At 70.0% G+C, this 24,795-nt stretch carries 17 protein-coding genes and 1 tRNA gene; 6 read left to right on the forward strand and 12 right to left on the reverse strand.

The features are described 5' to 3' along the window. Positions 1 to 3 precede the first annotated feature (3 nt). Positions 4 to 3,192: a DEAD/DEAH box helicase family protein gene (locus FHR78_RS10170; RefSeq protein ID WP_166760375.1), complete on the forward strand. Its 3,189-nt coding sequence runs from the start codon at positions 4 to 6 to the stop codon at positions 3,190 to 3,192. 88 nt (positions 3,193 to 3,280) lie between these two features. Further along, positions 3,281 to 3,652 carry an AAA family ATPase gene (locus FHR78_RS10175; protein ID WP_166760376.1) on the forward strand — a complete coding sequence of 124 codons (372 nt, stop codon included), beginning with the start codon at positions 3,281 to 3,283 and terminating at the stop codon, positions 3,650 to 3,652. 56 nt (positions 3,653 to 3,708) lie between these two features. Here the strand turns inward: FHR78_RS10175 and FHR78_RS10180 are convergent, their stop codons facing one another. The 3 genes from FHR78_RS10180 to FHR78_RS10190 all read right to left on the reverse strand — a co-directional run bounded on the left by FHR78_RS10180 (position 3,709) and on the right by FHR78_RS10190 (position 5,395). Further along, a complete protein-coding gene (locus tag FHR78_RS10180; protein WP_166760377.1) occupies positions 3,709 to 4,056 on the reverse strand; it encodes a hypothetical protein in 348 nt (115 codons plus the stop codon). Between the two features lie 9 nt (positions 4,057 to 4,065). Next, a complete protein-coding gene (locus FHR78_RS10185; RefSeq protein WP_166760378.1) occupies positions 4,066 to 4,470 on the reverse strand; it encodes a hypothetical protein in 405 nt (134 codons plus the stop codon). Between the two features lie 834 nt (positions 4,471 to 5,304). Beyond that, a tRNA-Ser gene (locus FHR78_RS10190) sits at positions 5,305 to 5,395 on the reverse strand. A 236-nt stretch (positions 5,396 to 5,631) separates the two neighbouring features. Between FHR78_RS10190 and FHR78_RS10195 the strand changes: the two genes are divergently transcribed. Further along, entirely contained in the window at positions 5,632 to 6,507 is an 876-nt protein-coding gene (locus FHR78_RS10195) for an SGNH/GDSL hydrolase family protein (RefSeq protein WP_208393056.1), read from the forward strand. Positions 6,508 to 6,604: 97 nt separating this feature from the next. On the opposite strand, the gene FHR78_RS15655 is transcribed toward FHR78_RS10195, so the two are convergent. Continuing rightward, the gene (locus tag FHR78_RS15655; RefSeq protein WP_166760379.1) at positions 6,605 to 9,157 is read right to left on the reverse strand and encodes an Ig-like domain repeat protein; all 2,553 of its coding nucleotides are present in this window, start codon (positions 9,155 to 9,157) and stop codon (positions 6,605 to 6,607) included. Positions 9,158 to 9,521: 364 nt separating this feature from the next. Beyond that, positions 9,522 to 12,197, reverse strand: a complete 2,676-nt coding sequence (locus FHR78_RS10205) for a metallophosphoesterase (protein WP_208393057.1) — start codon at positions 12,195 to 12,197, stop codon at positions 9,522 to 9,524. Between the two features lie 276 nt (positions 12,198 to 12,473). Between FHR78_RS10205 and radA the strand changes: the two genes are divergently transcribed. Continuing rightward, a complete protein-coding gene (gene radA / locus FHR78_RS10210) occupies positions 12,474 to 13,838 on the forward strand; it encodes a DNA repair protein RadA (RefSeq protein WP_166760380.1) in 1,365 nt (454 codons plus the stop codon). A gap of 623 nt (positions 13,839 to 14,461) precedes the next feature. Here radA and FHR78_RS10215 read toward each other — a convergent pair. The 4 genes from FHR78_RS10215 to FHR78_RS10230 all read right to left on the reverse strand — a co-directional run bounded on the left by FHR78_RS10215 (position 14,462) and on the right by FHR78_RS10230 (position 18,988). Next, positions 14,462 to 14,929 (reverse strand): dehydrogenase, encoded by a 468-nt coding sequence (locus tag FHR78_RS10215; protein WP_166760381.1) that lies wholly within the window; start codon positions 14,927 to 14,929, stop codon positions 14,462 to 14,464. 3 nt (positions 14,930 to 14,932) lie between these two features. Beyond that, entirely contained in the window at positions 14,933 to 15,604 is a 672-nt protein-coding gene (locus FHR78_RS10220; RefSeq protein ID WP_166760382.1) for a hypothetical protein, read from the reverse strand. A 167-nt stretch (positions 15,605 to 15,771) separates the two neighbouring features. Continuing rightward, entirely contained in the window at positions 15,772 to 16,308 is a 537-nt protein-coding gene (locus tag FHR78_RS10225; RefSeq protein WP_166760383.1) for an amino-acid N-acetyltransferase, read from the reverse strand. A 190-nt stretch (positions 16,309 to 16,498) separates the two neighbouring features. Further along, positions 16,499 to 18,988 carry an ATP-dependent Clp protease ATP-binding subunit gene (locus FHR78_RS10230; protein WP_166760384.1) on the reverse strand — a complete coding sequence of 830 codons (2,490 nt, stop codon included), beginning with the start codon at positions 18,986 to 18,988 and terminating at the stop codon, positions 16,499 to 16,501. Positions 18,989 to 19,274: 286 nt separating this feature from the next. Between FHR78_RS10230 and FHR78_RS10235 the strand changes: the two genes are divergently transcribed. Continuing rightward, a complete protein-coding gene (locus tag FHR78_RS10235; protein WP_166760385.1) occupies positions 19,275 to 20,246 on the forward strand; it encodes an NAD(+)/NADH kinase in 972 nt (323 codons plus the stop codon). A gap of 198 nt (positions 20,247 to 20,444) precedes the next feature. Beyond that, positions 20,445 to 21,362: a hypothetical protein gene (locus FHR78_RS10240; protein WP_166760386.1), complete on the forward strand. Its 918-nt coding sequence runs from the start codon at positions 20,445 to 20,447 to the stop codon at positions 21,360 to 21,362. A 121-nt stretch (positions 21,363 to 21,483) separates the two neighbouring features. On the opposite strand, the gene FHR78_RS10245 is transcribed toward FHR78_RS10240, so the two are convergent. The 3 genes from FHR78_RS10245 to lysS form a co-directional block, all read right to left on the reverse strand. After that, entirely contained in the window at positions 21,484 to 22,509 is a 1,026-nt protein-coding gene (locus FHR78_RS10245) for a sigma-70 family RNA polymerase sigma factor (RefSeq protein ID WP_166760387.1), read from the reverse strand. Between the two features lie 415 nt (positions 22,510 to 22,924). Next, the gene (locus FHR78_RS10250) at positions 22,925 to 23,125 is read right to left on the reverse strand and encodes a hypothetical protein (protein ID WP_166760388.1); all 201 of its coding nucleotides are present in this window, start codon (positions 23,123 to 23,125) and stop codon (positions 22,925 to 22,927) included. Positions 23,126 to 23,225: 100 nt separating this feature from the next. Next, on the reverse strand, positions 23,226 to 24,764 hold the full coding sequence (lysS, locus tag FHR78_RS10255; RefSeq protein WP_166760389.1) for a lysine--tRNA ligase: 1,539 nt from the start codon (positions 24,762 to 24,764) through the stop codon (positions 23,226 to 23,228). Positions 24,765 to 24,795: the final 31 nt, after the last annotated feature.

A 24,795-nucleotide genomic window follows, 5' to 3' on the forward strand; every position in this document is an offset into this window, starting at 1 on the left:
CGGATGAAGCTTCATTTCAAAGTGCAGGCCTACCAGACCGCAGCGGTCGACGCTGTAGTTGACGTGTTCGGCGCCTTGCACCGTCAGCCGTTCGTCGACGGCATCAAGTACAAGATTGACCCTGGCAAGTCCATCTGGGATCCACGCGCCGAGGGGAGGACTGCTGGAATGCTCGCCGCGCTCACCCCAGAGGTCGTTCGAGCTGAGCCACGTGGGCCAGGGTTGCGAAACGCGGACCTGGCGCTGAGCGCCACTCAACTCTTGGAAAACTTGCGTATTGTCCAGCGGCGCACTCCTGGCCTTTCGCCGTCGTCCGAACTGGTCAGGAGTCCCGCAGCCGATCTGAATTTAGACGTCGACATGGAGACGGGCACTGGGAAGACTTACGTATACATCAAGACGATCATGGAACTCCACCGAAAGTTCGGCTGGTCAAAATACGTCATTGTTGTTCCGAGCGTCGCCATACGCGAAGGCGTGAAGAAGTCGTTCGAGATCACAGCGGAGCACTTTCTGAACGAATACAACCGACGTGTGCGCGCTTTCGTGTACGACTCCGATCACATCGAAGACATCGAGACCTTCTCTTCCGACGACGGCATCCAAGTGATGATCATCAATGCCCAAAACTTCAACCGTGACGCAAAGAAGTCCGCCGAGGACGTCGAGAGCAAGGGTAAATCGAGCGGCTTGAGGATGTTCAGGGAACTCGATGGGTTCAAGTCACGACGCCCGATCGATGTCATCGCAGCAAACCGTCCCATCCTCATCATTGACGAGCCGCAGCGTCTTGGGTCCGATCCGAAGAAGCCTTCGGAAACGCTGAAAGCGCTACGCCAGTTCAACGCTCTTTTTGCGCTCCGCTACTCAGCTACTCACAAGATCAGGCACAACACGGTACACCGCCTTGACGCTCTCGATGCCTACAACAACAAGCTAGTCAAGAAGATCGCGGCAAAAGGGATCAGCGTTAAGGGGCTGAGTGGTACGAGCGCGTACCTCTACCTAGATGGGATCGAGCTTGGGATCGGAGCCGACTTCCCGAAGGCGCGGCTGGAGTTGGAGTGGCAGCCGAAGGGGGGCGGCACTCCGGCTCGCAAGACCTTCAAGGTTCGAAAGGGCTCTCGGTTGTACGACCTCTCGGGTGAGCTGGAGGCGTACAAGGGTCTTGTTGTTGACGAAGTCGATGCGGTTGATGGCAAAGTCACCTTTATCGACGGTCAATCACTTTTGGCCGGCGACGTCGTCAACGACTCAACCGAAGAGCAGAAGCGACGCATCCAAATTCGTGAGGTCGTCCGTGCACACCTCGATAAGGAACGCCAGCTCTTCCCGCTGGGGATCAAAGTGCTGTCCCTCTTTTTCATTGATGAGGTCGTGAAGTACCGCGACTACTTGCGACCAGATCAGATGGGTGATTATGCCCGAATGTTCGAGGAGGAGTATGTCACACTCCGCGACTCTCGCCTTGAAGAGCTCGACCTCGATAAGGCGAGTGAGAGGTACCGCTCATTTCTCGAGCGCGATGCAGTTGGTGACATTCACAACGGGTACTTCTCGAAGGACAAGACCGGCAAGTGGGTGAACAGCGACGCTGGCGAAGCCTCCGATGAGAAGGGCAAAGGGCTCTCCAAAGACGCTGAAGCATACGACGCGATCCTTCGGGACAAGGAAAAGCTGCTCGACCAGGACTTTCCGCTGCGATTCATTTTCAGCCACTCCGCACTTCGTGAAGGTTGGGACAGCCCAAATGTCTTTACGCTCGGTTTCCTTAAGAAGGCAACGGCCGGCGACTCACGACGGCAGGAAGTCGGACGAGGCTTGCGCCTCGCCGTCGACCACGATGGCGACCGCACTGACAACCCGGACACCGTCCACCAGATCAACGTCCTCACTGTGGTCACCGAGGAGTCCTACGTCGAGTTCGTTGCCGGATTTCAGAAAGAAACCCTGGCACTTCTCAGCGCACGGCCCCGAACAGCGAGTGTTGACTTCTTCACAGGGGCAATTGTCGCTGCTGCGCCGACGGGCGCAGATCACAAGATCACCGCGGAGGAGTCGAAGCAGCTTTTGCGTTGGCTTCAGAAACATGAATTCGTCGACCTCGACGACCATCTTGCCGAAACATGGCTCAACCGGTCGGGCCAGGAGGCCATCCCTTCGCTGCCCGAAGCCCTAGTGCCCTACACCCATCAGGTGATCGAGCTGATCGATTCGCTCAACGTGCAGGCAACGCCGGTTGACGATGCGAGAAAGCCGAAGATCCAGCGCAACAACGCAAATTTCAAGAAGCAGGCGTTCCTCGATCTCTGGGATCGCATCAATCGGCGCGTGACATATGAAGTCCATTTCGACTCTAAGGAACTCATCGACAACTCCATCAGTGCACTAGATCTGTCGCTGCATGTGACGCGGCTCCGTTACGAGGTGATTGACGGCGTCCAGCAAGACATGATCGAGGCGGACGCACTGGCGGCGGGTGGCAGTTTCAAGGTGACGCGACGCCAGATCGCGGAGTTCGAATTGACTGCACGATCGTCGGTGACGTATGACTTGCTCGGCGAAGTCGCCGAGAAGACGGATCTGACTCGGCGCACATGCGCGGCGGTCCTAGCTGGCGTAAAGCCGAACACCTTCGAAATGTTCCGGCAGAACCCAGAGCAATTCATCAACGAGGCTGCTCGCATTATCAATGAGCAAAAGGCCCAGGCCATTACTGCAGAGCACGTTGAATACCACCTGTCCGACGACAGATACAACTCTTCGATCATCTTCCCTGAGACGCTCGACGCGACGAACTTCGAGAAGGCCGTTCCTACCCCGAACCGAAACGTCTATGAGTACCTGATCGACGATTCGGGCATTGAGCGAGCATTCGGCGCAGCCTTGGACATCAGTGAGGACGTCATTGTCTACACGAAGCTGCCACGCGGCTTCCGCATTCCCACACCGATTTCTGACTACATCCCGGACTGGGCGATCGCCTTCAGAGAGGGCTCGATCAAACACGTCTTCTTCGTCGCCGAGACCAAGGGCGACCTGTCGACGCTCGAGCTCCGCACTTCCGAGCAGAAGAAGATCGACTACGCCCGGAAGCTTTTTGCGAAGCTCAACGAGGTCGCGGGTACCCCGGACGTGAAATACGACGTCGTCACTAACTACGACCAACTTATCGATATTGTAGGAGCCTAATCGAAGCAGTCATTGGGCTGTACCTGTCTCAACTGGATGCAGGGCCCGAACCAGGCTGCCATGGCTCGGGCCTCTCTAGCCCGCTAGTGTGGCGATCGAAGCGTCGTGTCGAGCTACGGGGCTGACTACGAAATGGGGAATCGTGCGTCTGACTTCTGTGTCATTGTCGGGTTTTCGGGGATACCGAAGCGAGATAGTCGTAGCAATCGATGCCGAGACAACGACAGTCATTGGTCGTAACGACGCCGGAAAGTCCAGCCTGTTCGAAGCGCTGGACATCTTCTTCGGGGGATCGAAACTCGAGCTATCCGATTTCACAGTGGACAGCACCGAGCCGGTCGTCATCAGTTGCACCTTTGCCGACCTTCCTTCGTCCGTCGTGATCGATTCGGACCGCTCGACAACATTCGCAGCCGAATACTTGCTGACCAATCAGGATCAGCTATCCCTAGGGTTATGAGACACAGGGTATGGCTACGAGCTAGACGCGTTTCGCCCACGAGTAAGTGAAGAGAGCTAGGCGCGTCGAAAGAGATAGACCCCGGTAAGGGTGCCTTGGGAGTAGACGCTCGAAACTTGGTCGTTACTATTGCTCGTCGAATTCACGCTGACGTCGTAGGCATAATCCGCACGCTCGAGCTGCCAGCCAATGGCTTCAATGTCGGACAATGTCCGGCCGCCGTCATCCTCGACCCTAAGAACGACTTCGAGCAGGCTGTCGCCACGAGCATGCGCGCTTGTCGCCTTGCCAAGCGGGGACCGAAGGTACCGATCCTTAGCCTTGCGTTCCGCTGCGTCAGCCTTGCCCTGAGCTTTCTGTCTCTCGGCAGCGGCCTTTCCCTCGGCTGATCTGAAGAACCCCATGTCCCCCTCCTACCTTCCGCTGACAATGAAGTCGGAAATCGTGGCGAGTAATTCACTCGACACCAACCACGGATTCTTCTTGTTGCCCTCGACTTCAATAAGAGCGCCGCCCTCGACCTCGGATAAAACCTGGAACCTATCTCCTGCATGGAGCCAAAGTTTGTTTCCCCCGTCTGCGCTCGACACGATGGTGTAAGTCCGTGGGACGACAATCGTCGTCGGCTTGATCTTTTGCCGCGCGGCGACGAGCGCCCTAGCGGCACCCTTTTTGATTGCCGGCGCGGCAGCTGCGCCAATTACCCCGCCGATGAGCGTCCCGCCAGCAGCCACGTACAAGCCGAGTTGGACTGGCCCGTTGGCTGCCTTCGCCAGCTCTACCATGGTCTGATAGGCGCCCAGGTTGCTCTTCGCCATGCTTCCCCCACTGATTTCAACTAGTCGCGAGGCTAGCAGCGGCCGAATGGCGAGGATGCCCCAGCAGTTCAGCTCGATGTGGACCCTCGCACGCATCTGTCGCGAGTCGGGACGGTGGACTCTATTGCGACTCCAAGTCACCTCTCGAGCCGTGTCGCATTGAGGCACACCCCACATCAACGCAAAGTTGGCAGCCAATAGCTAGCCATCAACCGAGACGTTCGCTCAGGTCGTTCCGCGGGAGTTCTCGTCGAGTGGGCGAGAAATCGACCGCCTCACAATGATCAGTCCGGTGCGCGCATAGGCGGCTAGCGCAGTTACGATTCGAGCCGCTGACCAGGTATGTCGCCAATGGGACGATTGACGAAATCGATGTAACCACCGCGCTCGATCTCTGCGCGGATTAGTTGCCTGACAGAGAGCCCTGGATCACGCTGCAGCGCCCACTAAGCGAGCACGGATTCATCCTCTTTGGGAATGGACACTCTCTTCCGTTCGGGCGTCGAGTCATCGGCCACTACCAAGATGCTTCCTCACTACAGAGAACACCCGGGATCGGGCCCCGAACAACAATGTCATAGCTGCTTTCCCAAGAGGGCCAACTTTGCCCTGAACGATTGTCACGAACAACGACCTCTGGCGTCGTCCACGCCCCGCCGTTGGGCACGTACAAAGGGACGCGCCTCGTTGTCGGGTGTTCCTTCGCGGTTCGGCGTGCGGTTGCTCACAGCGTCCCACCGCGTTCTTGTTACCGCTGCGTTACTGCATCGCGCCTCCGACGAAGAAAAGAGCCCCGGAACCCCTGTATTCACGGGGTTCGCGGGGCTCTTGCTCTGGCGGTACCGGTGGGATTTGAACCCACGGTGGAGTCAACCCCCACACATGTTTTCGAGACATGATCCTTCGGCCGCTCGGACACGGTACCGGGAGAGAGCTTAGTACATCCGGGGCGGTGTGTCGAAATCTGGCGCTCCTCCCTGCTGGCCGACCCGCGCCTCCTTCGTCTCGTGACGGAACAGCCAGCACAGAGACACCGGTGAACCGTCACGAACGGCTGCTCGGGCGGCAGGGAAGAGCCGTTCGCGACGGCTCGCGAGAGCGAGCGCGCGCGAACAGGACAGGGGCAGGGATGGGGAGCGAGAGCGGGCGTACGCTCCCCGCATGCCTTCCCGTCATCCCCTCGCATTCCTGTCCGGAGTCGGCGTCACCCTCGCCGCCGGCGGGGCTGTCTTCGCCGTGTGGCGCCGCGCCCTGCGCAGCCAGCGGTCGGCGGCCGCGACGCTCAATGACCTGCTGCCGGTGCACTCCGCCTGGTGGCGCGCCCGCTTCGACCGCAAGGGCGCGCTGCTCTACGTCGCGCTCGGCGACTCGACCGCACAGGGTATCGGCGCCTCGAGCCCGGCGCGCAGCTACGTGGGCCGACTGTCGGTGCGGATGCGGCACGCGACCCGCGGCTCCGTCCGCGTGGTCAACCTCAGCGTCAGCGGCGCCACCACCTGGCTCTGCCGCAAGGACCAGCTGCCCAAGCTCGCCCAGTACCAGCCCGACGTCGTCACCGTCGCCATCGGCGCCAACGACATCATCGACTTCGACGCCGAGACCTTCGAGCGCAACCTCCGCCACATCTACGAGGCGCTGCCGAGCCACGCGATCGTCGCCGACCTGCCGACCATGTGGATCCCCGAGCGCGAGCACCGCATCGCCGAGGCCAACGCGATCGTCCGCCGCCTGGCCGACGAGCTCGGCCTCACCGTCGCCCCGCTCTACGACACGACCCGCGCGCAGGGGCTGGTGCGCACGTTCCGCAACTCCGCGGGCGACCTGTTCCACCCCAACGACCGCGGCTACCGGGTCTGGGCCAGCGCCTTCGAGCCGGCGATCGCCGCACGCGTCGCCCGCATCGCCGCCGACCACGCCGTCACGGACGCCGACGCCAGCGTGCACGACGCCGCCACCGCGGGCGCCACGGCCCGCACCGCCGAGCGCGCCGCGGCCCGCGCCTCCGCCCGCGGCACGGACGCCCTGCCGCGAGGCTGAGGCCCGGCGCCCCCGCGGCAGCCACGACCGCACGGGCACCCCGGCCCACGGGACCGGCCGCCCGCGCGACCGATCCTGCGAACCGAGGAGGCGCCTCCTACTTGATCTTCTGGGTCACGGCCTTCGAGGTGCTCGCGCCGATGCTGCCGTTGCCCGAGTAAGTGACCGTCAGCGGGTAGCTGCCCGCTGAGCGGAACGCCTTCACGCCCACGGTGAGCTTGCCCTTGGCGGCCGCGGTGAGCGTCGCCGTCCCGACGACCGTCTTGCCCTGCTTGATGGTGACCGTCCCGGTCGGAGCGGCCACGCCCGGCACGCTGACGCTCACCGCCATGTTGAAGCCCTTGCCCTTGGGCATGGCCGAGCGCTGCGTGAGCACGCTCGACGAGCTCGCCTTCGAGACCGTGAAGCCGCGGGCGACGCTTGTCGACGGCGCCGCTCCCGAGACCGCCGGGGTGAAGGTCGCCACGAGCCGGTGCGACCCGACGGCGGTGCCGCTCGGCACGCCCCACGATGCCTTGCCCTTGACGAGTCCGACGCGGGCGACGACCTTGCCGTCGAGCGAGAAGGCGACGGTGCCGGTGGCGACCTCCCCCGCGATGGCCGGCACGGTGGCGGTCGCCGCGATCCGCCGCGTCGACGCGTACTGCTGCGACGAGGCGCTCAGCGTCAGCGAGGTCGAGGTGGCCGCCTTGTCCACGGTCAGCACGGTCGCCGCCGAGGTCGAGGCGGCCTGGTCGTCGCCGGCGGGCGTGAAGGCGGCGCGCAGCGAGTGGCTGCCCGGGGCGAGCCCGGTCGGGAGGCGGAACGCGATCGCGCCGCCCTCCGGCACGGTGGCCTCGCCGAGGGTCTTCGCCCCGTCGAGCAGGGCCACGGTGCCCGCGGCGGGGGCGCCTCCCTCGACCGCGACCCGCACGGTCACGAGCGCCGTGGGCTGCGCGCCCCAGGTCTGACGGGCGCGGTCGGAGCTCAGCGCCGTCGAGGTCGCAGCAGGGGCGACGGGCTCGTCGACGGGCGCGGGGTCGCCGGTCTGCTCGGACGTGCCGCCGCCGACAGGCTTGGTGTCGGTGGCCGGGGCCGATCCGGCGAGCGCCACGTCGAGCACGGCGCCCTTCGACGGGCTCGCGGAGAGCACCGAGACGGTGAAGCCGCCTCCTGTGCTCGTGAACTCCTCGCCCGGGTCGAGGAACGTCTCGCGGCGCAGCGTGTCGCCGTCCTGCGGGCCGGCCGCGACGGCGACCGTGCTCACGGCGCTGCCGAACAGCGGGATCGCGCGCAGCACCCGCACCTCGCCGACCGCCCGGTCGCCGGTCAGCGCACAGCGCAGCAGCCGGCTGTCGAGCGACGAGCAGCGCTGCTGCGCTCCCCAGAACTCGGCGCTGCTCGCGTCGGCGCCGCTCGCGGTGCGGTACTCGAGCCAGTAGACGTCGCCGCTCAGCGGGTCGACGACCTGCACGGCGCGGCCGGACGCGGGGCCGTCGAGGGCTCCGACGGCGACCTGCCGGCGGCTGCCGGGCTCGGTCAGCGTCGCGCCGTCGGTGAGGAACCCGGCACGGATGCGCTGCGGCGTCGAGAGGTGCGGGCGCGCCCCCGAGACCGAGTAGCCCATGATGTCGAGGAAGTCGCCGTACTCCTCCACCGGGCAGCGCACCGAGGTGTCGCCGTCGGAGGCGTGGCGGTAGTCGCCGATCGGGGCGTCGACCTCGTCGGCGCTGCGGCACATGCCGGCGCCGGCGTGGCCGAAGCCGAGGTTGTGGCCGAACTCGTGCAGCAGCACCGGCACGCCGAGGGCGGTGTCCGTGCCGACCGAGCTGAAGATCTCGCCTCCGCCGCCGCCGACGGTGCCGAAGGCGGCCGAGCCGCAGACCTCCTGGGTGAGCACGAGCAGGTGGCGGCCCGTCCCAGCCCAGCGGTACGACGCGAAGGAGCCCCCGAAGGCGGTCGTGTGCACGGTGTCGAGCACCGACGACGGGTCGCACGTGCTGCGGTTCAGCGAGGTGCGCTCGACGGCGTCCAGCCGCACGTCGACGGTGCCGCCCGACTCCGCCGCCCAGTAGTCGCGCAGCTGCGAGATGGCCGTCGCCACGGAGGCGTCGTCGGGGGCGGAGCGCTGGTCGTCCGCGGTCGAGGCGGTCACCGTGACGATGCTCACCGAGATGCGGTGCACCTCGACGGCGGTGGACGCGTCGGCCATGGGCGGGGTGGTGGCGTCGCTGGTGTCGGCGGCCCGGGCCTCGTCGGCGGGGGCGTCGGTGCCGGTGGAGTCGGTGCCGGTGGTGGACTCAGGGGCGCTCTCGCCGTCGGCACCGGCGTCGGTGTCCGCCCCGGCCAGGTCGTGGTCGTGGTCGTGCCCAGCCTCCGGCTCGCGCGCGGCGGTCTCGGCGGCGGCGGCCTGCAGGTGGGGGCGCGTGATCGGCGTGCTCGGCACCTCGATCATGTCGCCGGAGAGGTCGAGCGACTCGCCCTCGTCCGCACCGGCGACGGGCGTCGTGCCGGGGACGTCCGACGCGGCGCCGGCCGGGTCGACGATCGCGGCCGGCGACGTGGGGTCGAGGGCTGCGGCGTGGGCGGCCGGATCGGCGGCGAGGCCGGCGACGACGACGGCCGTGGCGATGACGAGGGCAGGGACACGGGTCCAGGCAGAGGTGGGCACAGCGAGCTCCAGTCGTGCGGCAGGGTGCTAGGCCGTCCGTGGCCATGCGCTCACCGCGAGGTCGATGGAACCACGGGTCCATCCCCCGGACGACCCCCCAGAACGGGCCGCGTGCGCCGCGCGGACAGGGCCGGCCGTCTCGCCGTGTCCCCCGATCGGGGACACCGGGCCCCCGCCTCCTCGTCCTGTCGGACCGCGTCCGGACGCCTCCCTGACGCCTCCACGACCCCTCCGCGACGCACGAACGGACGAGCCGAGGAGGCGCGGCGCGCGTCCGCAGCAGCGGCTCGCGCACCGGCCCCCTCGGCTCGTCCGTCGAGGTGGGTCGTGCGGGGGGGCGCCCGGGCCGGGCGCCCCGTCGGGCTCAGTCGGCGTCGACCACGCCCCGGCGTCGGCGCGCCACGACCACGGCGCCCAGCCCCGCGAGGAGCAGCCCGGCCGCGGCGAGGGCTCCGCCGATCAGCTCGGCGCCGGTCCAGGCCAGGCCGTCTCGGGTGCCGCCGGCGGTCGCGGCGTCCGTGCCCGCGCCTCCTGCGGTTCCTGCTCCGGCGCCGGCGCCGGTGCCGGTGCCGGTGCTGCCGGTGCTGCCGGTGCCGGGGGCGGTGCCGTCGCCGGGGAGCGCGCCGCCGGTGCCCGGGGCGACGACCGGCGGGTCGGCCGGGTCGACGGGCTCGACCGCGGCGGCGAACCGGAACTCGACCGGGGCGGCCGAGCGCGTGCCGAGCGACTGGGTCGCCGTGGCGACGAGCTGCTCCGCGGCCGCGAGCGAGACGCCCGCCGCGTCGGCAGGGGCGCCCGCTGCGTCGGCAGCGAGCCCGGCGCCCGTGGGCACGACGCTCCACGTGCCGTCGGCCGCGACGACGGTCGAGCCGCCCAGCGCGCCGCCGAGCGTGACGGTGGCGCTGGCGAGCCCGGTGCCGCCGACGGCGACGACCGCGCCCGCCGCGTCGAGCACCGGCTCGCCGACGGTCAGGCCGGTGAGGTCGGCGCGGGCGGTGAGCCACTGCGACGCCTCGGTCGGGTGGTCGACCACGCGGGTCTCGCCGATGCAGCCGGCCCAGCCGTTGGTCGCCCGGTCGTCGACCCAGTCGCTGCCGAACAGCCAGGGCATGCCCTGCTGCACGGTCTGGCCGGCGGTGTCGACGGTGTTGCGCAGCACGGGAGCCCCGTCGACGTACATCGTCGTCGTCGCCGACGCGGGGTCGTTGACGAGGGCGACGTGCATCCAGCGGTCGAGCACGACCTCACCCGACCAGGCGGTGCGGTCGCCCTTCGCGGGGTCGGAGGGGATCTCGGTCCACTGCAGCTCCTTGAGGTTCGACAGGCCGAGGGCGGCGGGCGACGCCGTCCAGTCCCAGCGGGTCTCGGGCACGCCGATCTGCGAGCGGTTGCCGCTGCGGACGATCGCCTTGGCCCACCCGTTTGCGTCCTCCGACCAGTCGGCGTCGACCTTGAGGAACGTCTCGATCGTGTAGCCGTCCGCGAAGGCCGCGTCGTTGACCGGCGCACCCTCGTCGGTGGTCAGGTAGCTGAACCGGCCGGCCGACTTGTCGGAGTCGACGAAGCACATCGAGGCCCCGGCCGACGAGAGCGGGTCGGCGTCGGCGCTCGCGACGACGTCGCCCACCTGGGCGGTCGCCGAGCCGGACGGGGCGAGGGAGGCGCGGTGCAGGTCCTGCCCGCCGGCCACGTCGGCGACGGCCTCGCCCTCGCTGACCACGCCCTGCGCGGCGTCCGGGCGCCAGTGCGCGAGGGTCCCGTCGACGAGCGGGTAGTCGGCGACCGAGCCGGGCGCCTCCGTGGTCGCGGGCGGGGCGCCCTCGAAGCCGTCGAGCAGGATGCGGCGAGCCGCGTCCGACAAGGAGGAGCGGGTCGGCTCCCCCGCGGAGAATCCGGGAGCGAAGCCCGCGAACCGCTCGGCGAAGTCGACGTCGAGGACGAACTGCTGCTGCGGGCCCTCCTGGAACGGCTGGTCGAAGCTGGTCAGCGCCTCCTCGGGCTTCGAGACCACCCACGGCGACGCGGTCTGCACCTGGATGGTGCCCGCGGTCAGGTCGAACTCGAACAGGCCGAGGTAGCCGTTGCCGCCCTCGTAGGCCATCTGGTAGTCCATCAGCACCTGGGTTACGTCGTGGCCGGCGTCGTTGACGCGCACCTGCCGGGTCGCGCCGTGGAAGTGCCCGTTCAGCGTGAGGAACACCTGGTCGTTCGGGGCGATCAGGTCGCGCCAGAGGCGGTCGCCGTACTCGGTGTCCTTCGCGGTGACGCCGTCGTTGTCGACGTCGATGATCTGGTGCGACGTGAGGATCGTCGGCAGCGTCGGGTGCTCCGCGAGCACCTGGTCGGCCCAGGCGAGCGTCGCGTCCGACGAGCGCCAGCCCAGCGCCAGCACGAGGAACTGCTGCCCCTCGGCCTCGAACACCTGGAACTGGCTGAGGCCGGTCGGGTCGGTGCCGCTGTCGACCGACGCCTGCGACGTCGCCCGCGAGGCGGGGAAGTGCTGCAGGTACGGCTCGGCCGCGAGGTCGTAGCTCGTGTCGTAGCGGTCGTCGCTCGAGTCGAGCACGTCGTGGTTGCCGGGCAGGATCGAGTACGGCAGGCCCGCCTCCTCGAGGGTCGACATGGCGTCGTCGGCCACCGCCCACTGCGCCGGCACGCCGACCTGGTCGACGACGTCGCCGAGGTGGGCGACGAACGGCACGTTGAGCTCGTCGCGGTGCTCGGCCAGCCACTCCGTCTGCACGCGGTAGGGGTCGGTGCCGTAGCGGGGCACGAACTGCGCGTCGGAGTAGCGCGAGTAGAACTGCGTGTCGGGCAGCACCGCGAGGGTGAAGCGGGAGGCGAGGTCGGCGGCGGGGGCTGCTGCGGCGGGGGTGCCTGTCGGGGCGGCGGCGGGGTCGCCTGTCGGGGCGGCGGCGGCCTGGGCGCCCGCGGGGGCGACGAGGGCCGCCGGGGCGAGCAGCGCGCACGAGAGGGCGGCGACCGCCCCGAGCACGAGGGGACGGAGCCGTCGGGGACGACGACGAGGGGTGAGCGGCACGGGCATCCAGACGTACGGGCCGGCCCGGGGGCCGGCGAGGGAGGGAGACCCGCCCACCCTGTCGACCTCCGATGCACCGCCAGTGGACCGCCTGTGAACCACGCGCCGCCGCCCCGTGAACGGGGGGTGCGGCCGCGCGGGCCCGGGCGGCCGTCGCGGAGCCGGTGTCCCGACGGCCGGCCGTCGACCCGAGGACGCACGCCGCTCCTCCTCGGCTCTCCACAGCCGACCCGAGGAGGCGCCCCCGCTGTCGGACGTCCCACCTAGGCTCTCCCCATGGCTCGTCCCACCACCCCGCCCTTCCGCTGCACCGAGTGCGGCTGGACCAGCCTCAAGTGGGCCGGCCGCTGCGGCGAGTGCCAGCGGTGGGGCACCGTCGTCGACGTCACCTCGGCGCTCGTCAGCGCCCGCGGCACCGCGCCCGTCAGCGTCGGCGGCGACCGCGTCGCCCGCCCGATCACGCAGGTCGAGGCCGGTGCCGTCGCCTCGTGGCCGAGCGGCATCGCCGAGTTCGACCGGGTGCTCGGCGGCGGCATCGTGCCCGGCGCGGCCATCCTGCTCAGCGGCGAGCCCGGCGTCGGCAAGTCGACGCTGCTGCTCGAGGTCGCCTCCCGTGCCGCCGCGACCGGTGCGCGCGTGCTCTACGTCACCGCAGAAGAGAGCGCGCAGCAGGTCCGCATGCGCGCGCAGCGCACCGGGGCGATGCACGACAACTTGTTCCTCGCGGCCGAGGTCGACCTCGCCGTCATCCTCGGGCAGATCGAGCAGGTCGACCCGCAGCTGGTCATCGTCGACTCGGTGCAGACGGTCTCGTCGTCGTCGATCGACGGCATCGCGGGCGGCACCTCGCAGGTGCGCGAGGTGGCGTCGACGCTGATCCGCGTCAGCAAAGACCGGAACCTGCCGGTGCTGCTGGTGGGGCACGTCACGAAAGACGGCACGATCGCCGGGCCGCGCCTCCTCGAGCACCTGGTCGACGTCGTCTGCCAGTTCGAGGGCGACCGGCAGACGGCGCTGCGGTTCATCCGGGCGCACAAGAACCGCTTCGGGCCGACCGACGAGGTGGGCTGCTTCGAGATGACCGGCGACGGCATCGCCGAGGTCGCCGACCCCAGCGGCCTCTTCATGTCGCGCACCGGTGCCCCGGTCAGCGGCACCTGCATCATGATCGCGATGGAGGGGCGGCGTGCGCTGCCCGTCGAGGTCCAGGCCCTGATCGTCGCGAGCAGCACTCCTCAGCCCCGGCGGGTCGTCAACGGCGTCGACTCGTCGCGGGTCGCGATGCTGCTCGCGGTGCTCGAGCGGCGGGCCGGCATCCGCCTCGGCGACGCCGACGTCTACGTCTCGACCGTCGGCGGCATCAAGATCACCGAGCCCGGGGCCGACCTCGCGATCGCCCTCGCCCTCGCGAGCGCCAGCCGCGACGTCAGCTACCCGCACACGATGGCCGCCGTGGGCGAGATCAGCCTCGCGGGCGAGATCCGCCCCGTCTCGTCGTCGAAGCAGCGCGCCAGCGAGGCGCGGCGGCTCGGCTTCGGGCAGCTCGTCGACGCCGAGTCGGGCAACCTCCGCGAGGCGCTGCGCCGCGCCTTCAGCGCCGCCGCCACCCCCCGCGACCGCGAGCTCGACGGCGCCTTCTAGGGCGCGGCGGTCGGCGCGGCCGGCGCGGCGGTGCGCGGCGCGGCGCGGCGCGCCCGGCGCGGCGCGCTTGCGCCCGCGACTTGCGGCGAACGGGACGAGCTACCCGCGGGCCCCCGGGCAAGTCGTCCCATTCCCGTCTGTCAGGACGCGCGGCCCGGCCACCGCACCGCGCACGGGCGAGTTCGTCGCGGACGGGCCGCCGCGACCGCCCGCACCCGACGAACACGCCCGCCGAACGCCGCCCGCACGCCGCGCGCCCGACCTGCCCGGAAAGGAACGAGCTACCCACGGGCCCCCGGGCAAGCCGTCCCATCTCCGTCTGTCAGGACGCGCGGCCCGGCCGCCGCGGCGCCCGGGCGGGTTCGTCGCAGACGGGCCGCCGCGGGCGCCCGCACGCGACGAACACGCCCGCCGACCGCCGCCCGCACACCGCACCCCCGACCTACCCGGAAAGGGACGAGCTACCCGCGGGCCCCCGGGCAAGTCGTCCCATTCCTGTCTGTCAGGACGTGCGGCCCGGCCACCGCACCTCGCACGGGCGGGTTCGTCGCGGACGGGCCGCCGCGAGCGCCCGAACGCGACGAACACGCCCGCCGAACGGAGCTACGCCCGGGCCGGGCGGGCTACTTCAGGGCCTTGAGCAGGTCCTCGGGGGCGGCGGCCATCGTGTGGGGCCCGGCGATGTCGAAGAAGACCTGCTCGAGCACGTCGAGGTGCACCTCCATGAAGGCGCGCAGCGCGTCGGAGTCGTAGAGCATCACCTCGAGGTGCGGGTCGTCCGGCACCATCGCGGCGTACGCCTCCTTCGAGGAGAAGAGCAGCAGGATCCGCTTGTCGGTGTTCTCCCGCCCGAAGACCCGCACCTGCTCCGCCGCGCCGAAGACGGGGTCGGACGAGTCGCCGTCGCCCAGAGCCGCACCCGCACCGTCGCCGGCACCCGCACCCGCATCCGCGGCACCCGCACCCGGCGGCACCACCAGCTTGGGCACCACGACCACGTCGTGGCGCAGCGCGAACGCGACGGCGGCGACGTCCTGGCTGGCCAGGGCCAGCTCGAGCGCCTCGGAACGGGGGGAAGCAGCGTCGGTCATCGCTCAGTTCAGGATCATGGGGGCGGAGTCGGCGGACGTGACGTCGCCGACGCTGACGGTCAGACGGTAGGTGGCGCCCCCGCCCGGCACGGACTGACGCGAGTCGGCGTCGCAGGTGTCGGGGGTCGAGCGGGTGCGGTCCCAGGTGATCGCCGGGGTCGAGAGGGTCTTGCCGGCGGTGAGGGTCACGTCCTGGTCGGTGGGGTCGACCTGGCAGTCGGCGGACGACCACCACTGCTCCTCGCCGCTGGTGACGACGAGCTTCTGCTGGCCCGAGCCCAGGTTGACGACGCAGTCGGTCGAGCCGGTGTTGGTCACCGACATCGAGATCTGGGGCAGCTCGGTGGGCGCGAAGACCTGCTCGTCGACCACGGGGACGAGCTCGAGCGAGCCCGCCGCGCACCGTGCGCCGGCGGCGGCCGTGGCCTCGTCGCCGGGAGCGGCGGTCGCGTCGGCCGCGGGCGCCGTCGCGGCGGGGGTGGTCGCCGCGGGTGCCGGGTCGGCGGCCGGGGTGGTCGTGGCCGCCGCATCGGGCTCGTCGCCCGAGGCCCCGGGCCTCACCACGATGAGCACCACGACGACGACGGCGACGACCAGGCCGAGGAGCACGAGGGCCCGGCGACGCCAGTACACCGAGGGCGGCTGCGGCCCGGTCGGATTCGTGAACGTCGACATGCGCACAGGTTAAGTGCTGGCCACCGCCCTGCCCTGGACGCTGGCGGCGTGTGCGCCTGAGAAGTTCCGACGAGCACGAGGAGGCGCGGGTGCAGACCGCAGGACCGGCCGACGCGCCCTGTCCCCACCTCCCGGCCCGCGCCTCCTCGGCTACGCCGACGCGGCGGCTACGCCGTGAGCGGCGGCAGCGCCTTGAGCATCCGCGAGTTGCCGAGCGTGTTCGGCTTCACCCGCGCCAGGTCGAGGAACTCGGCCACGCCCTCGTCGGTCGAGCGGACCAGCTCGGCGTAGACCTCGGGCGGCACGAGCCCCTCGTCGCCGACGTTGAGGTACTCGTGCTTCTCGAAGAAGTCGACCTCGAAGGTGAGGCAGAACAGGCGGCCGATCTCGAGCCGACGGGCGGCGCCCTCCAGCGAGTCGAGGAGGCGGTGGCCGACTCCCTTGCGGATCCACGCGGGGTCGAGGGCGAGGGTGCGGATCTCGGCGAGGTCGTCCCACATGACGTGGAGCGCCCCGCACCCGACGGGGACGCCGTCGGGACCGACGGCGATCTGGAACTCCTGCACGTCGCCGTAGAGCGTGACGAGGTCCTTGCCGAGCAGGATGCGCTTCTGCACGAAGGGCTCGCAGAGCCGCTGGATGTGCGGCACGTCGCTGACGACGGCGTCGCGGACGGTGATGCCGTGCTGGTCCGCTGAGGTCATCCCCCGAGCCTACCCAGCCGGGCCGCACCCGCGGCGGGGTGCCTGCCCGGCCGACCCGCGCCTCCTTCGGTCGTGGCTCGCTCGGGGTCCCAGCAGCACAACCCGGCCCCCACACGCACCAGAGGGCGGCCCGGCCTCTCGGCCGGACCGCCCTCTCGGCGGATCACGCAGGTGCGAGCGCTCGCGCCGCCTAGCTCTCGATCTCGGGCACGTCGCCCACGAGCACCTCGTCGCGGCCCGGCTGGCGGGTCGTGGCGAAGGTGAACTCGCCGTCGACGTAGTCGACGACCACGTGGTCGCCGGCCGTGAGGTCGCCGGTCAGGATGCGCTCGGACAGGCGGTCCTCCACCTCGTGCTGGATCGCACGACGCAGGGGGCGGGCGCCCAGGGCCGGGTCGAACCCGACCTTGATGAGCTGCTCCTTGGCGGGGACGGTCAGCATCGCGGTCATGTCGCGGTCGAGCAGGCGCTCGCTCAGTCGCTTCACGAACAGGTCGACGATCTGCAGCAGCTCGGGGCCCGACAGCTGCGGGAACACGATGGTGTCGTCCACGCGGTTGAGGAACTCGGGCTTGAAGTGCTTCTTGAGCTCTTCGTTGACCTTGGCACGCATGCGGTCGTAGCCGGTCGCGGTGTCGCCCTCGATCTGGAACCCGACGGGACCGCCGGCGATGCCCTTCGACCCCAAGTTGGTCGTCATGATGATGACCGTGTTCTTGAAGTCGACGACACGGCCCTGACCGTCGGTCAGGCGCCCCTCCTCGAGCACCTGCAGCAGCGAGTTGAAGATGTCGGGGTGGGCCTTCTCGATCTCGTCGAAGAGCACGACCGAGAACGGCTTGCGGCGCACCTTCTCGGTGAGCTGGCCGCCCTCCTCGAAGCCGACGAACCCGGGAGGGGCACCGAAGAGGCGCGAGACCGTGTGCTTCTCGCCGAACTCCGACATGTCGAGGCTGATCAGCGCGCCCTCGTCGTCGAAGAGGAACTCGGCGAGCGCCTTGGCCAGCTCGGTCTTGCCGACGCCCGTGGGGCCGGCGAAGATGAACGACCCGGAGGGGCGGTTCGGGTCCTTGAGGCCGGCGCGCGTGCGACGGATGGTCTTTGACAGGGCCGCGATGGCTTCTTCCTGGCCGATGACGCGCTGGTGCAGGGCCTGCTCCATGAAGACGAGACGCGAGGTCTCCTCCTCGGTGAGCTTGAAGACGGGGATGCCCGTCGCCTGGGCCAGCACCTCGGCGATGATGCCCTCGTCGACGGTGCCGCCGGCGCCGGCCTCGCCCGAGCGCCACTGCTTCTCGAGGCGGAGGCGCTCACCGAGCAGCTTCTTCTCCTCGTCGCGCAGCGAGGCGGCCTTCTCGAAGTCCTGATCTTCGATGGCGCCCTCCTTCTGGGCGCGCACCCCGGCGATGCGCTCGTCGAACTCGCGCAGCTCCGGCGGCGCCGACAGGATCGACAGGCGCAGGCGGGCGCCGGCCTCGTCGATCAGGTCGATGGCCTTGTCGGGCAGGAACCGGTCGCTGACGTAGCGGTCGGCCAGGTTCGCGGCCGACACGATGGCGCCGTCGGTGATCGAGACCTTGTGGAACGCCTCGTACTTGTCGCGCAGCCCCTTGAGGATGTTGATCGTGTGCGGCAGCGACGGCTCGTTGACCTGCACCGACTGGAAGCGTCGCTCGAGGGCGGCGTCCTTCTCGAAGTGCTTGCGGTACTCGTCGAGCGTCGTGGCGCCGATGGTCTGCAGCTCGCCGCGGGCCAGCAGCGGCTTGAGGATCGACGCGGCGTCGATGGCGCCCTCGGCGGCCCCGGCGCCCACCAGCGTGTGGATCTCGTCGATGAAGACGATGATGTCGCCGCGGGTGCGGATCTCCTTGGTGACCTTCTTCAGGCGCTCCTCGAAGTCGCCGCGGTAGCGGCTGCCGGCGATGAGCGAGCCGAGGTCGAGCGAGTAGAGCTGCTTGTCCTTCAGCGTCTCGGGCACCTCGCCCTTGACGATGGCCTGGGCGAGGCCCTCGACGACGGCGGTCTTGCCGACGCCGGGCTCGCCGATCAGCACGGGGTTGTTCTTCGAGCGGCGGGAGAGGATCTGCATGACCCGCTCCATCTCCTTCTCGCGGCCGATGACCGGGTCGAGCTTGTTGTCGCGCGCGGCCTGCGTCAGGTTGCGCCCGAACTGGTCGAGCACCTGGCTGCCGCCCTGCGCGCCCTGCTGCTGCTCGCCTCCGACGGCCACCGCCTCCTTGCCCTGGTAGCCCGAGAGCAGCTGGATGACCTGCTGGCGGACGCGGTTGAGGTCGGCGCCGAGCTTCACGAGCACCTGGGCGGCGACGCCCTCGCCCTCGCGGATCAGGCCGAGCAGGATGTGCTCGGTGCCGATGTAGTTGTGGCCGAGCTGCAGCGCCTCGCGGAGGCTCAGCTCGAGGACCTTCTTCGCACGCGGCGTGAAGGGGATGTGGCCCGTGGGCTGCTGCTGGCCCTGGCCGATGATGTCCTGGACCTGCTCGCGGACGGCGTCGAGCGAGATGCCCAGAGACTCGAGGGCCTTGGCGGCGACGCCCTCGCCCTCGTGGATCAGCCCGAGCAGGATGTGCTCGGTGCCGATGTAGTTGTGGTTGAGCATCTTCGCCTCTTCTTGGGCGAGGACGACGACGCGACGGGCACGGTCGGTGAATCTCTCGAACATCTCTTGACTCCCTCGGTGGCGGGGTGGTTGAGCCACCTGTACGCGGTCGGTGCCTGGCGGCGGCACCGGTCTACGAGAGAGCGTAACCAGCGCCTCCCCCGCAGGTCATCCCTGTTCGCTGGGGGCGTGACACCCTGTGAACCAGGGGTACGACGAGGAGGCGCGGGCCGGGTCGGGCAGGCCCCGCCGAGGAGGCGCGGGCCGGGTCGGGCGGGCCCGGTCGAGGAGGCGCGGGCCGGGTCGGCAGCGTCAGCCGGGCGACAGCGCGGCGGGCTAGCCTCCCCTCATGGGCAGCATCGTCGTCGGTCTCGTGCCGCACCCCACCAAGTCGGTCCGCGACTCCGTCGACATCCTCTGTGCGTGGAAGGCGCGGGGCGACGAGGCAGGCGGCCACGTCCGGCTGGTCGCGCAGGAGGCGGACGCCTCCCGCGTGCAGGGCGGGGTCGACATCGTCGGCGAGGCCGAGTTCCGCGACACCGTCGACGTCGTGGTCGCCCTCGGCGGCGACGGCACGATGCTCGGCGCGATGCGGCTCGTCGCCGAGCGCCCGGTGCCGGTGCTCGGGGTCAACTACGGCAACGTGGGGTTCCTCGTCGAGGTCGAGCCGCACGAGCTGCCGGCGGCCCTCGAGCGGCTCGCCGCCGACGACTTCTCGCTCGAGCCGCACCACGCCGTCGAGGTCGTGCACACCGCCGCCGGCCTCGAGAACCGGTTCCTCGCGTTCAACGACGTCTCGATGGCGCGCCGGCCGGGCGAGGGCGTGGTCACCGCCGACCTCGTGCTCGACGGCACCCCCTACGGCTACTACAAGGCCGACGCCGTCGTCGTCTCGACGAGCGCCGGCTCCACCGCCTACAACTACGCGGCGGGCGGGCCGATCCTCTCGCCCGCGGTGGCCGCCACCCTGATCACGCCGGTGGCGCCCATGTCGGGCATCGACCGCTCGGTCGTGCTCGGGCCGCTCGAGCGGCTGCGGTTCCAGATCGGCAGCGGAACGCACTCGGCGGCGCTCGAGGTCGACGGCCGGGTCGTCGCCGACGTCAGCGACGGCTGCGTCGTGTCGATGTCGCTGCGGCCCGACGCCGGCCAGGTGATCCGGCTCGACGCGGGCCGCCACGCCACCAAGGGCCGGCTCAAGCTCAGCCTGCTCGACCTGCCGCTGCGCGAGGACCAGCTGCTCGAGCTCGTCCCGAGCGACGTGCGCGCCCGGGTCAAGGCCCGCACGGCGCACCGCCGCGCGGCCGCCACCCCCGACTGACCCCTGCCCCTGCCCTGCCGCGCGCCCGTGAGCCGTCACGAATGGTCCTTCATCCGCCGCTGAACAACCATTCGTGACGGTTCACGGGTCTCGGGCCAGTGGCTTTGGCACCTCCCCAGGTCCGAGGGCGGCGGTGTCTGTCCACAGGTGGCACTCGCGCGGGGTGCCGGTCGAGCCCGCCGGCCAGATGATCGGCTCATGCCTCGAGTCCCCTTGCCTCCCCCGGTGGCCGGCCGGCCCTTCTCGACGAGCCACGCTCGGCAGCTGGGGCTGGGCACGGGCCGCCTGAAGGGGCCCGACCTGGCGACGCCGTTCCACGGCGTGCGCATCCCGGCCGCGCAGTCCGTGCTCGACGTCCGCTCGCGCGCCCGGGCGCTCGCCCCGCTCCTCCGCGACGGCTGGTGCTTCACGCATCTGACCGCCGTGTCGCTCTGGGGTCTGCCGCTGGCGCTCTCGAGGTCGGGCGGAGCGGTGTCGGCGCTCCACGTCGGGGTCGTGGGTGGTCGCGCCCCGCGCCGACCGGGCGTCGTCGGTCACGACCTGGCTCCCGGGGTCGACATCAGGAGCGTCGACGGGCTCCCCGTGGTCAGCCCGCTCACGGCGTGGTGCCAGAGCGCCGCGCTCCTGGCGCTCGACGATCTCATCGCCGTCGGCGATGCCCTCGCGGGCACGTGGTCAGAGCACCCCGAGGCCGCGCGGCGACCGATGGAGGCGCTCACCGAGGCCGTCCGCAGCCGTGCCGGGACGCGAGGAGCCGCACGTCTGCGCGAGGCCCTCGGACTCGTGCGCCCCGGCGTCGAGTCGCCCAAGGAGACGGAGCTGCGCCTCCTCCTGCACCGGGCGGGCCTGCCCGAGCCCGAGATCAACACGAAGCGGTACGACCTCCGAGGCCGGTACCTCGGCAAGCCGGACCTGAGCTGGCCGGACCGACTGGTGTCGCTCGAGTACGAGGGCGACGAGCACCGACGTGACCCGCGACGGTGGCGCAGCGACATCGCACGAGCCGAGCGGTTCGCCGACGCGGGATGGCGGATGGTGCGCGCGACGCACGACGACCTCCGAGGCCGAGGCGCTGCGCGCCTCCTCACCCGCCTCCGGACCCTCCTCGACCCGTGAGACGACGAGAACGGCTGTTCACGAGGCCAGGAGCAGCCATTCGTGACGGCTCGCGAGGGGGGACCAGAGAGGGCCGCCTCCCCGGGAAGGGGGAGGCGGCCCTCAGGCTGCAGGGACGGGCCTACTGCAGGTAGAGCTGCAGGTCCTGGCTGACGGCCTTCGCGAACATGCGGAGGCGGGCACGGCTCTCGACGCGCGAGACGGCCTGGCGCGAGCTGTGCACGCGCTTGCTGATCTCGTCGAGGGTCATGGGCTGGTCGTCGTCCAGGCCGAAGCGCATGCGGATGACGCGAGCCTCGTCCTCGGGCAGGGTCGCCACGAGGGCGTGCATGTCGCGGTTCAGCAGCGAGTTCTCGGTGGCCGCCGTCGGGGACGGGGTCTCCTCGTCCTCGATGAAGTCGCCGAGCTCGCTGTCCTCGGCGTCGCCGACGACGGTGTGGATCGAGACGGGCTCGTGCGAGCGCGACTTGAGCTCGACGAGGTCGGCGACCTCCATGGCGACCTCCTCGGCCACCTCCTCGACGGTGGGCGCACGGCCCAGGTCGACGGTGAGGTCGCGCTCGGCCCGCGAGATGCGGTTGATGCGCTCCACCGTGTGCACGGGGATGCGGATGGCGCGCGCCTTGTCGGCGAGGCCGCGGGCGATGGCCTGACGGATCCACCAGGTGGCGTACGTCGAGAACTTGTAGCCCTGCGTGTAGTCGAACTTCTCGACGGCGCGGACGAGACCGAGGTTGCCCTCCTGGATGACGTCCATGAAGGGGAGGCCGCGCTGCGTGTAGCGCTTCGCGATGCTCACGACGAGGCGGAGGTTCGCGGTGATCATGCGGTCCTTCGCACGCTCGCCGTCGTGCTGCAGCCAGCGGAGGTCGCGCAGCATCTCGGCGTGCGCCTTCGTGCGGTTCTTCTTGACGGCGTCGGCGGCCTGGAGCTCCTTGAGCTTCTCGCCGGCGAAGAGGCCGACCTCGATGCGGCGGGCGATCTCGGTCTCCTCCTGCGCGTCGAGGAGGGGCATGCGACCGATGTGGCGGAGGTAGTCGCCGACCTGGTCGGTGGATGCTCCACGGACCTGGGACAGGACCTCGACCTCGGGCTCGTCGGTGGTGTCTGTGGTGGTGTTGCGCGTGGTGACGGACGTGATCGTCATCGTTCTCTCCCTGCTCGAGGTCTGACTGGTGTCATGTCGAATAGTTCGTGAAGCTCTTCGGCGTTGATACGAGTGTGGCGGTCGGGAGGGGTCGAGCACGAGCCGCTCCGGCCCATCGAAAGGCAGTTGTGTGCGTGCGCACAGGGTTTCGAGCCATTCGGGGGACGAAGACGGCCCAGCTTTGACGCGCGTCGTCATCGGGTGTAGGGCGCACATCGGCCCGACGGGGTACAGTGCACGCCTTCCGGCTCAGGTAGGCGCGCGGGCCGGGGTACAGCGCGGTCCCGGGCGCCCACAGAGCGCCCGAACCGGGGTACAGCGAACGCCCGCCGACAGTGTCGACGGGCGTCGGGGACGTGCAGGAGGCGCGGGTCGCGTCAGGAGGCGCGGGTCACGTCACCGGGCGCATGCGGCCTCAGGAGGCGCGGGTCGCCTCGGCGCCGGTGCGCTCGAGGGCCTCGGCCCGGGCGCGCTCCTCGGCCTCGATCTTCGCGTAGGCGGAGCGCTCGGTCCGGTCGGCCCGCAGCAGCGAGCGGACGACGAACCAGAAGATCAGGCCGACGACGATCGTCGGCGTGACGGCGAAGATCGCGGCTCCTAGGAAGGTCTCGGGCATGCCTCGATGGTAAGCGCTCCGAGCCGGGACGCGGCTGCGGGTTCGTCGAGACCGAACGACCTGCCCGGGCGACCGGACCGCAGCCGGCGACCCGCGCCTCCTACTTGACGAGGGGGAAGAGGATCGTCTCGCGGATGCCGAGGCCGGTGATGGCCATGAGCAGGCGGTCGATGCCCATGCCCATGCCGCCGCTCGGCGGCATGCCGTGCTCGAGGGCGCGGAGGAAGTCCTCGTCGAGGCGCATCGCCTCGGCGTCGCCGCGGGCCGACAGGGCGGCCTGCTCGACGAAGCGCTCGCGCTGCACGACGGGGTCGACGAGCTCGGAGTAGGCGGTGGCGAGCTCGAAGCCGCGCACGTAGAGGTCCCACTTCTCGACGACGCCGGGCTTCGACCGGTGCTGCCGCACGAGCGGGCTCGTGTCGACGGGGAAGTCGGTGACGAAGGTGGGCCGGTCGAGCGACGGCTTGACGAAGTGCTCCCAGAGCTCCTCGACGAGCTTGCCGTGGGTCTCGTGCGGCACGACCAGGTCGACCGTCTCGGCGAGCGCCTGCAGCTCGGACACGGTCGTCGAGGGCGTGACCTCGACGCCGGCGGCCGCGCTGAGCGACTCGTACATCGGCACGCGGTCCCACTCGCCGCCGAGGTCGTACTCGGTGCCGTCGGCGAGCGTGACGAGGTGGGTCCCCGCGACCGCGAGCGCCGCCTCCTGCACGAGCTGCTGCGTGAGGCGGGCCATCTGCTCGTAGTCGCCGTACGCCTGGTAGGCCTCGACCATCGCGAACTCGGGCGAGTGCGTCGAGTCGGCGCCCTCGTTGCGGAAGTTGCGGTTGATCTCGAAGACGCGGTCGATGCCGCCGACCACCGCGCGCTTGAGGAACAGCTCGGGCGCGATGCGGAGGAACAGCTCGGTATCGAACGCGTTGCTGTGCGTCTGGAACGGACGGGCCGCGGCGCCGCCGTGCATCGTCTGGAGCATCGGGGTCTCGACCTCGAGGTACTCGTGCTGGTCGAAGGTGCGGCGCAGCGACGAGACCGCGGCGGCCCGGGCACGCACGGTGGCGCGGGCCTGGTCGCGCACGATGAGGTCGAGGTAGCGCTGGCGCACCCGCGTCTCCTCGCTGAGCTCGCCGTGCAGGTTCGGCAGCGGCAGGATCGCCTTCGACGCGATCGTCCACTCGCTCACCATGATCGACAGCTCGCCGCGCCGCGACGAGATGACCTGGCCCTTGGCGAAGACGTGGTCGCCGAGGTCGACGAGGTCCTTCCACTCGGCGAGCGACTCGTCGCCCACCTCGGCGAGCGACACCATCGCCTGGATGCGCGAGCCGTCGCCGGCCTGCAGCGCCGCGAAGCAGAGCTTGCCCGTGTTGCGGGCGTGCACGACGCGACCGGCCAGGCCGACCACCTCGCCCGTCTCGGCACCGGCCTCGAGCTCGGCGTGACGGGCGCGCACCGCGGGGATCGTGTCGGTGACGGGCACCCCGACCGGGTACGCGTCCCGGCCCGACTCGAGCAGGCGGGCGCGCTTCTCGAGCCGCACCTGCTTCTGCTCGCTGGCCTCGCGAGCCGCCTCGGCCGCGGCGGCGGCCACGGCGGCCGCGTCGTCGGTGGGGGTGGTGGTCTCGGGGGCGTCGGTCATGTGCGGGGAGCTCCAGCGGGGGGTGGGGAGA

It is taken from the genome of Frigoribacterium faeni (assembly GCF_011761235.1).
In the GTDB taxonomy this organism is placed as follows: domain Bacteria; phylum Actinomycetota; class Actinomycetes; order Actinomycetales; family Microbacteriaceae; genus Frigoribacterium; species Frigoribacterium faeni_A.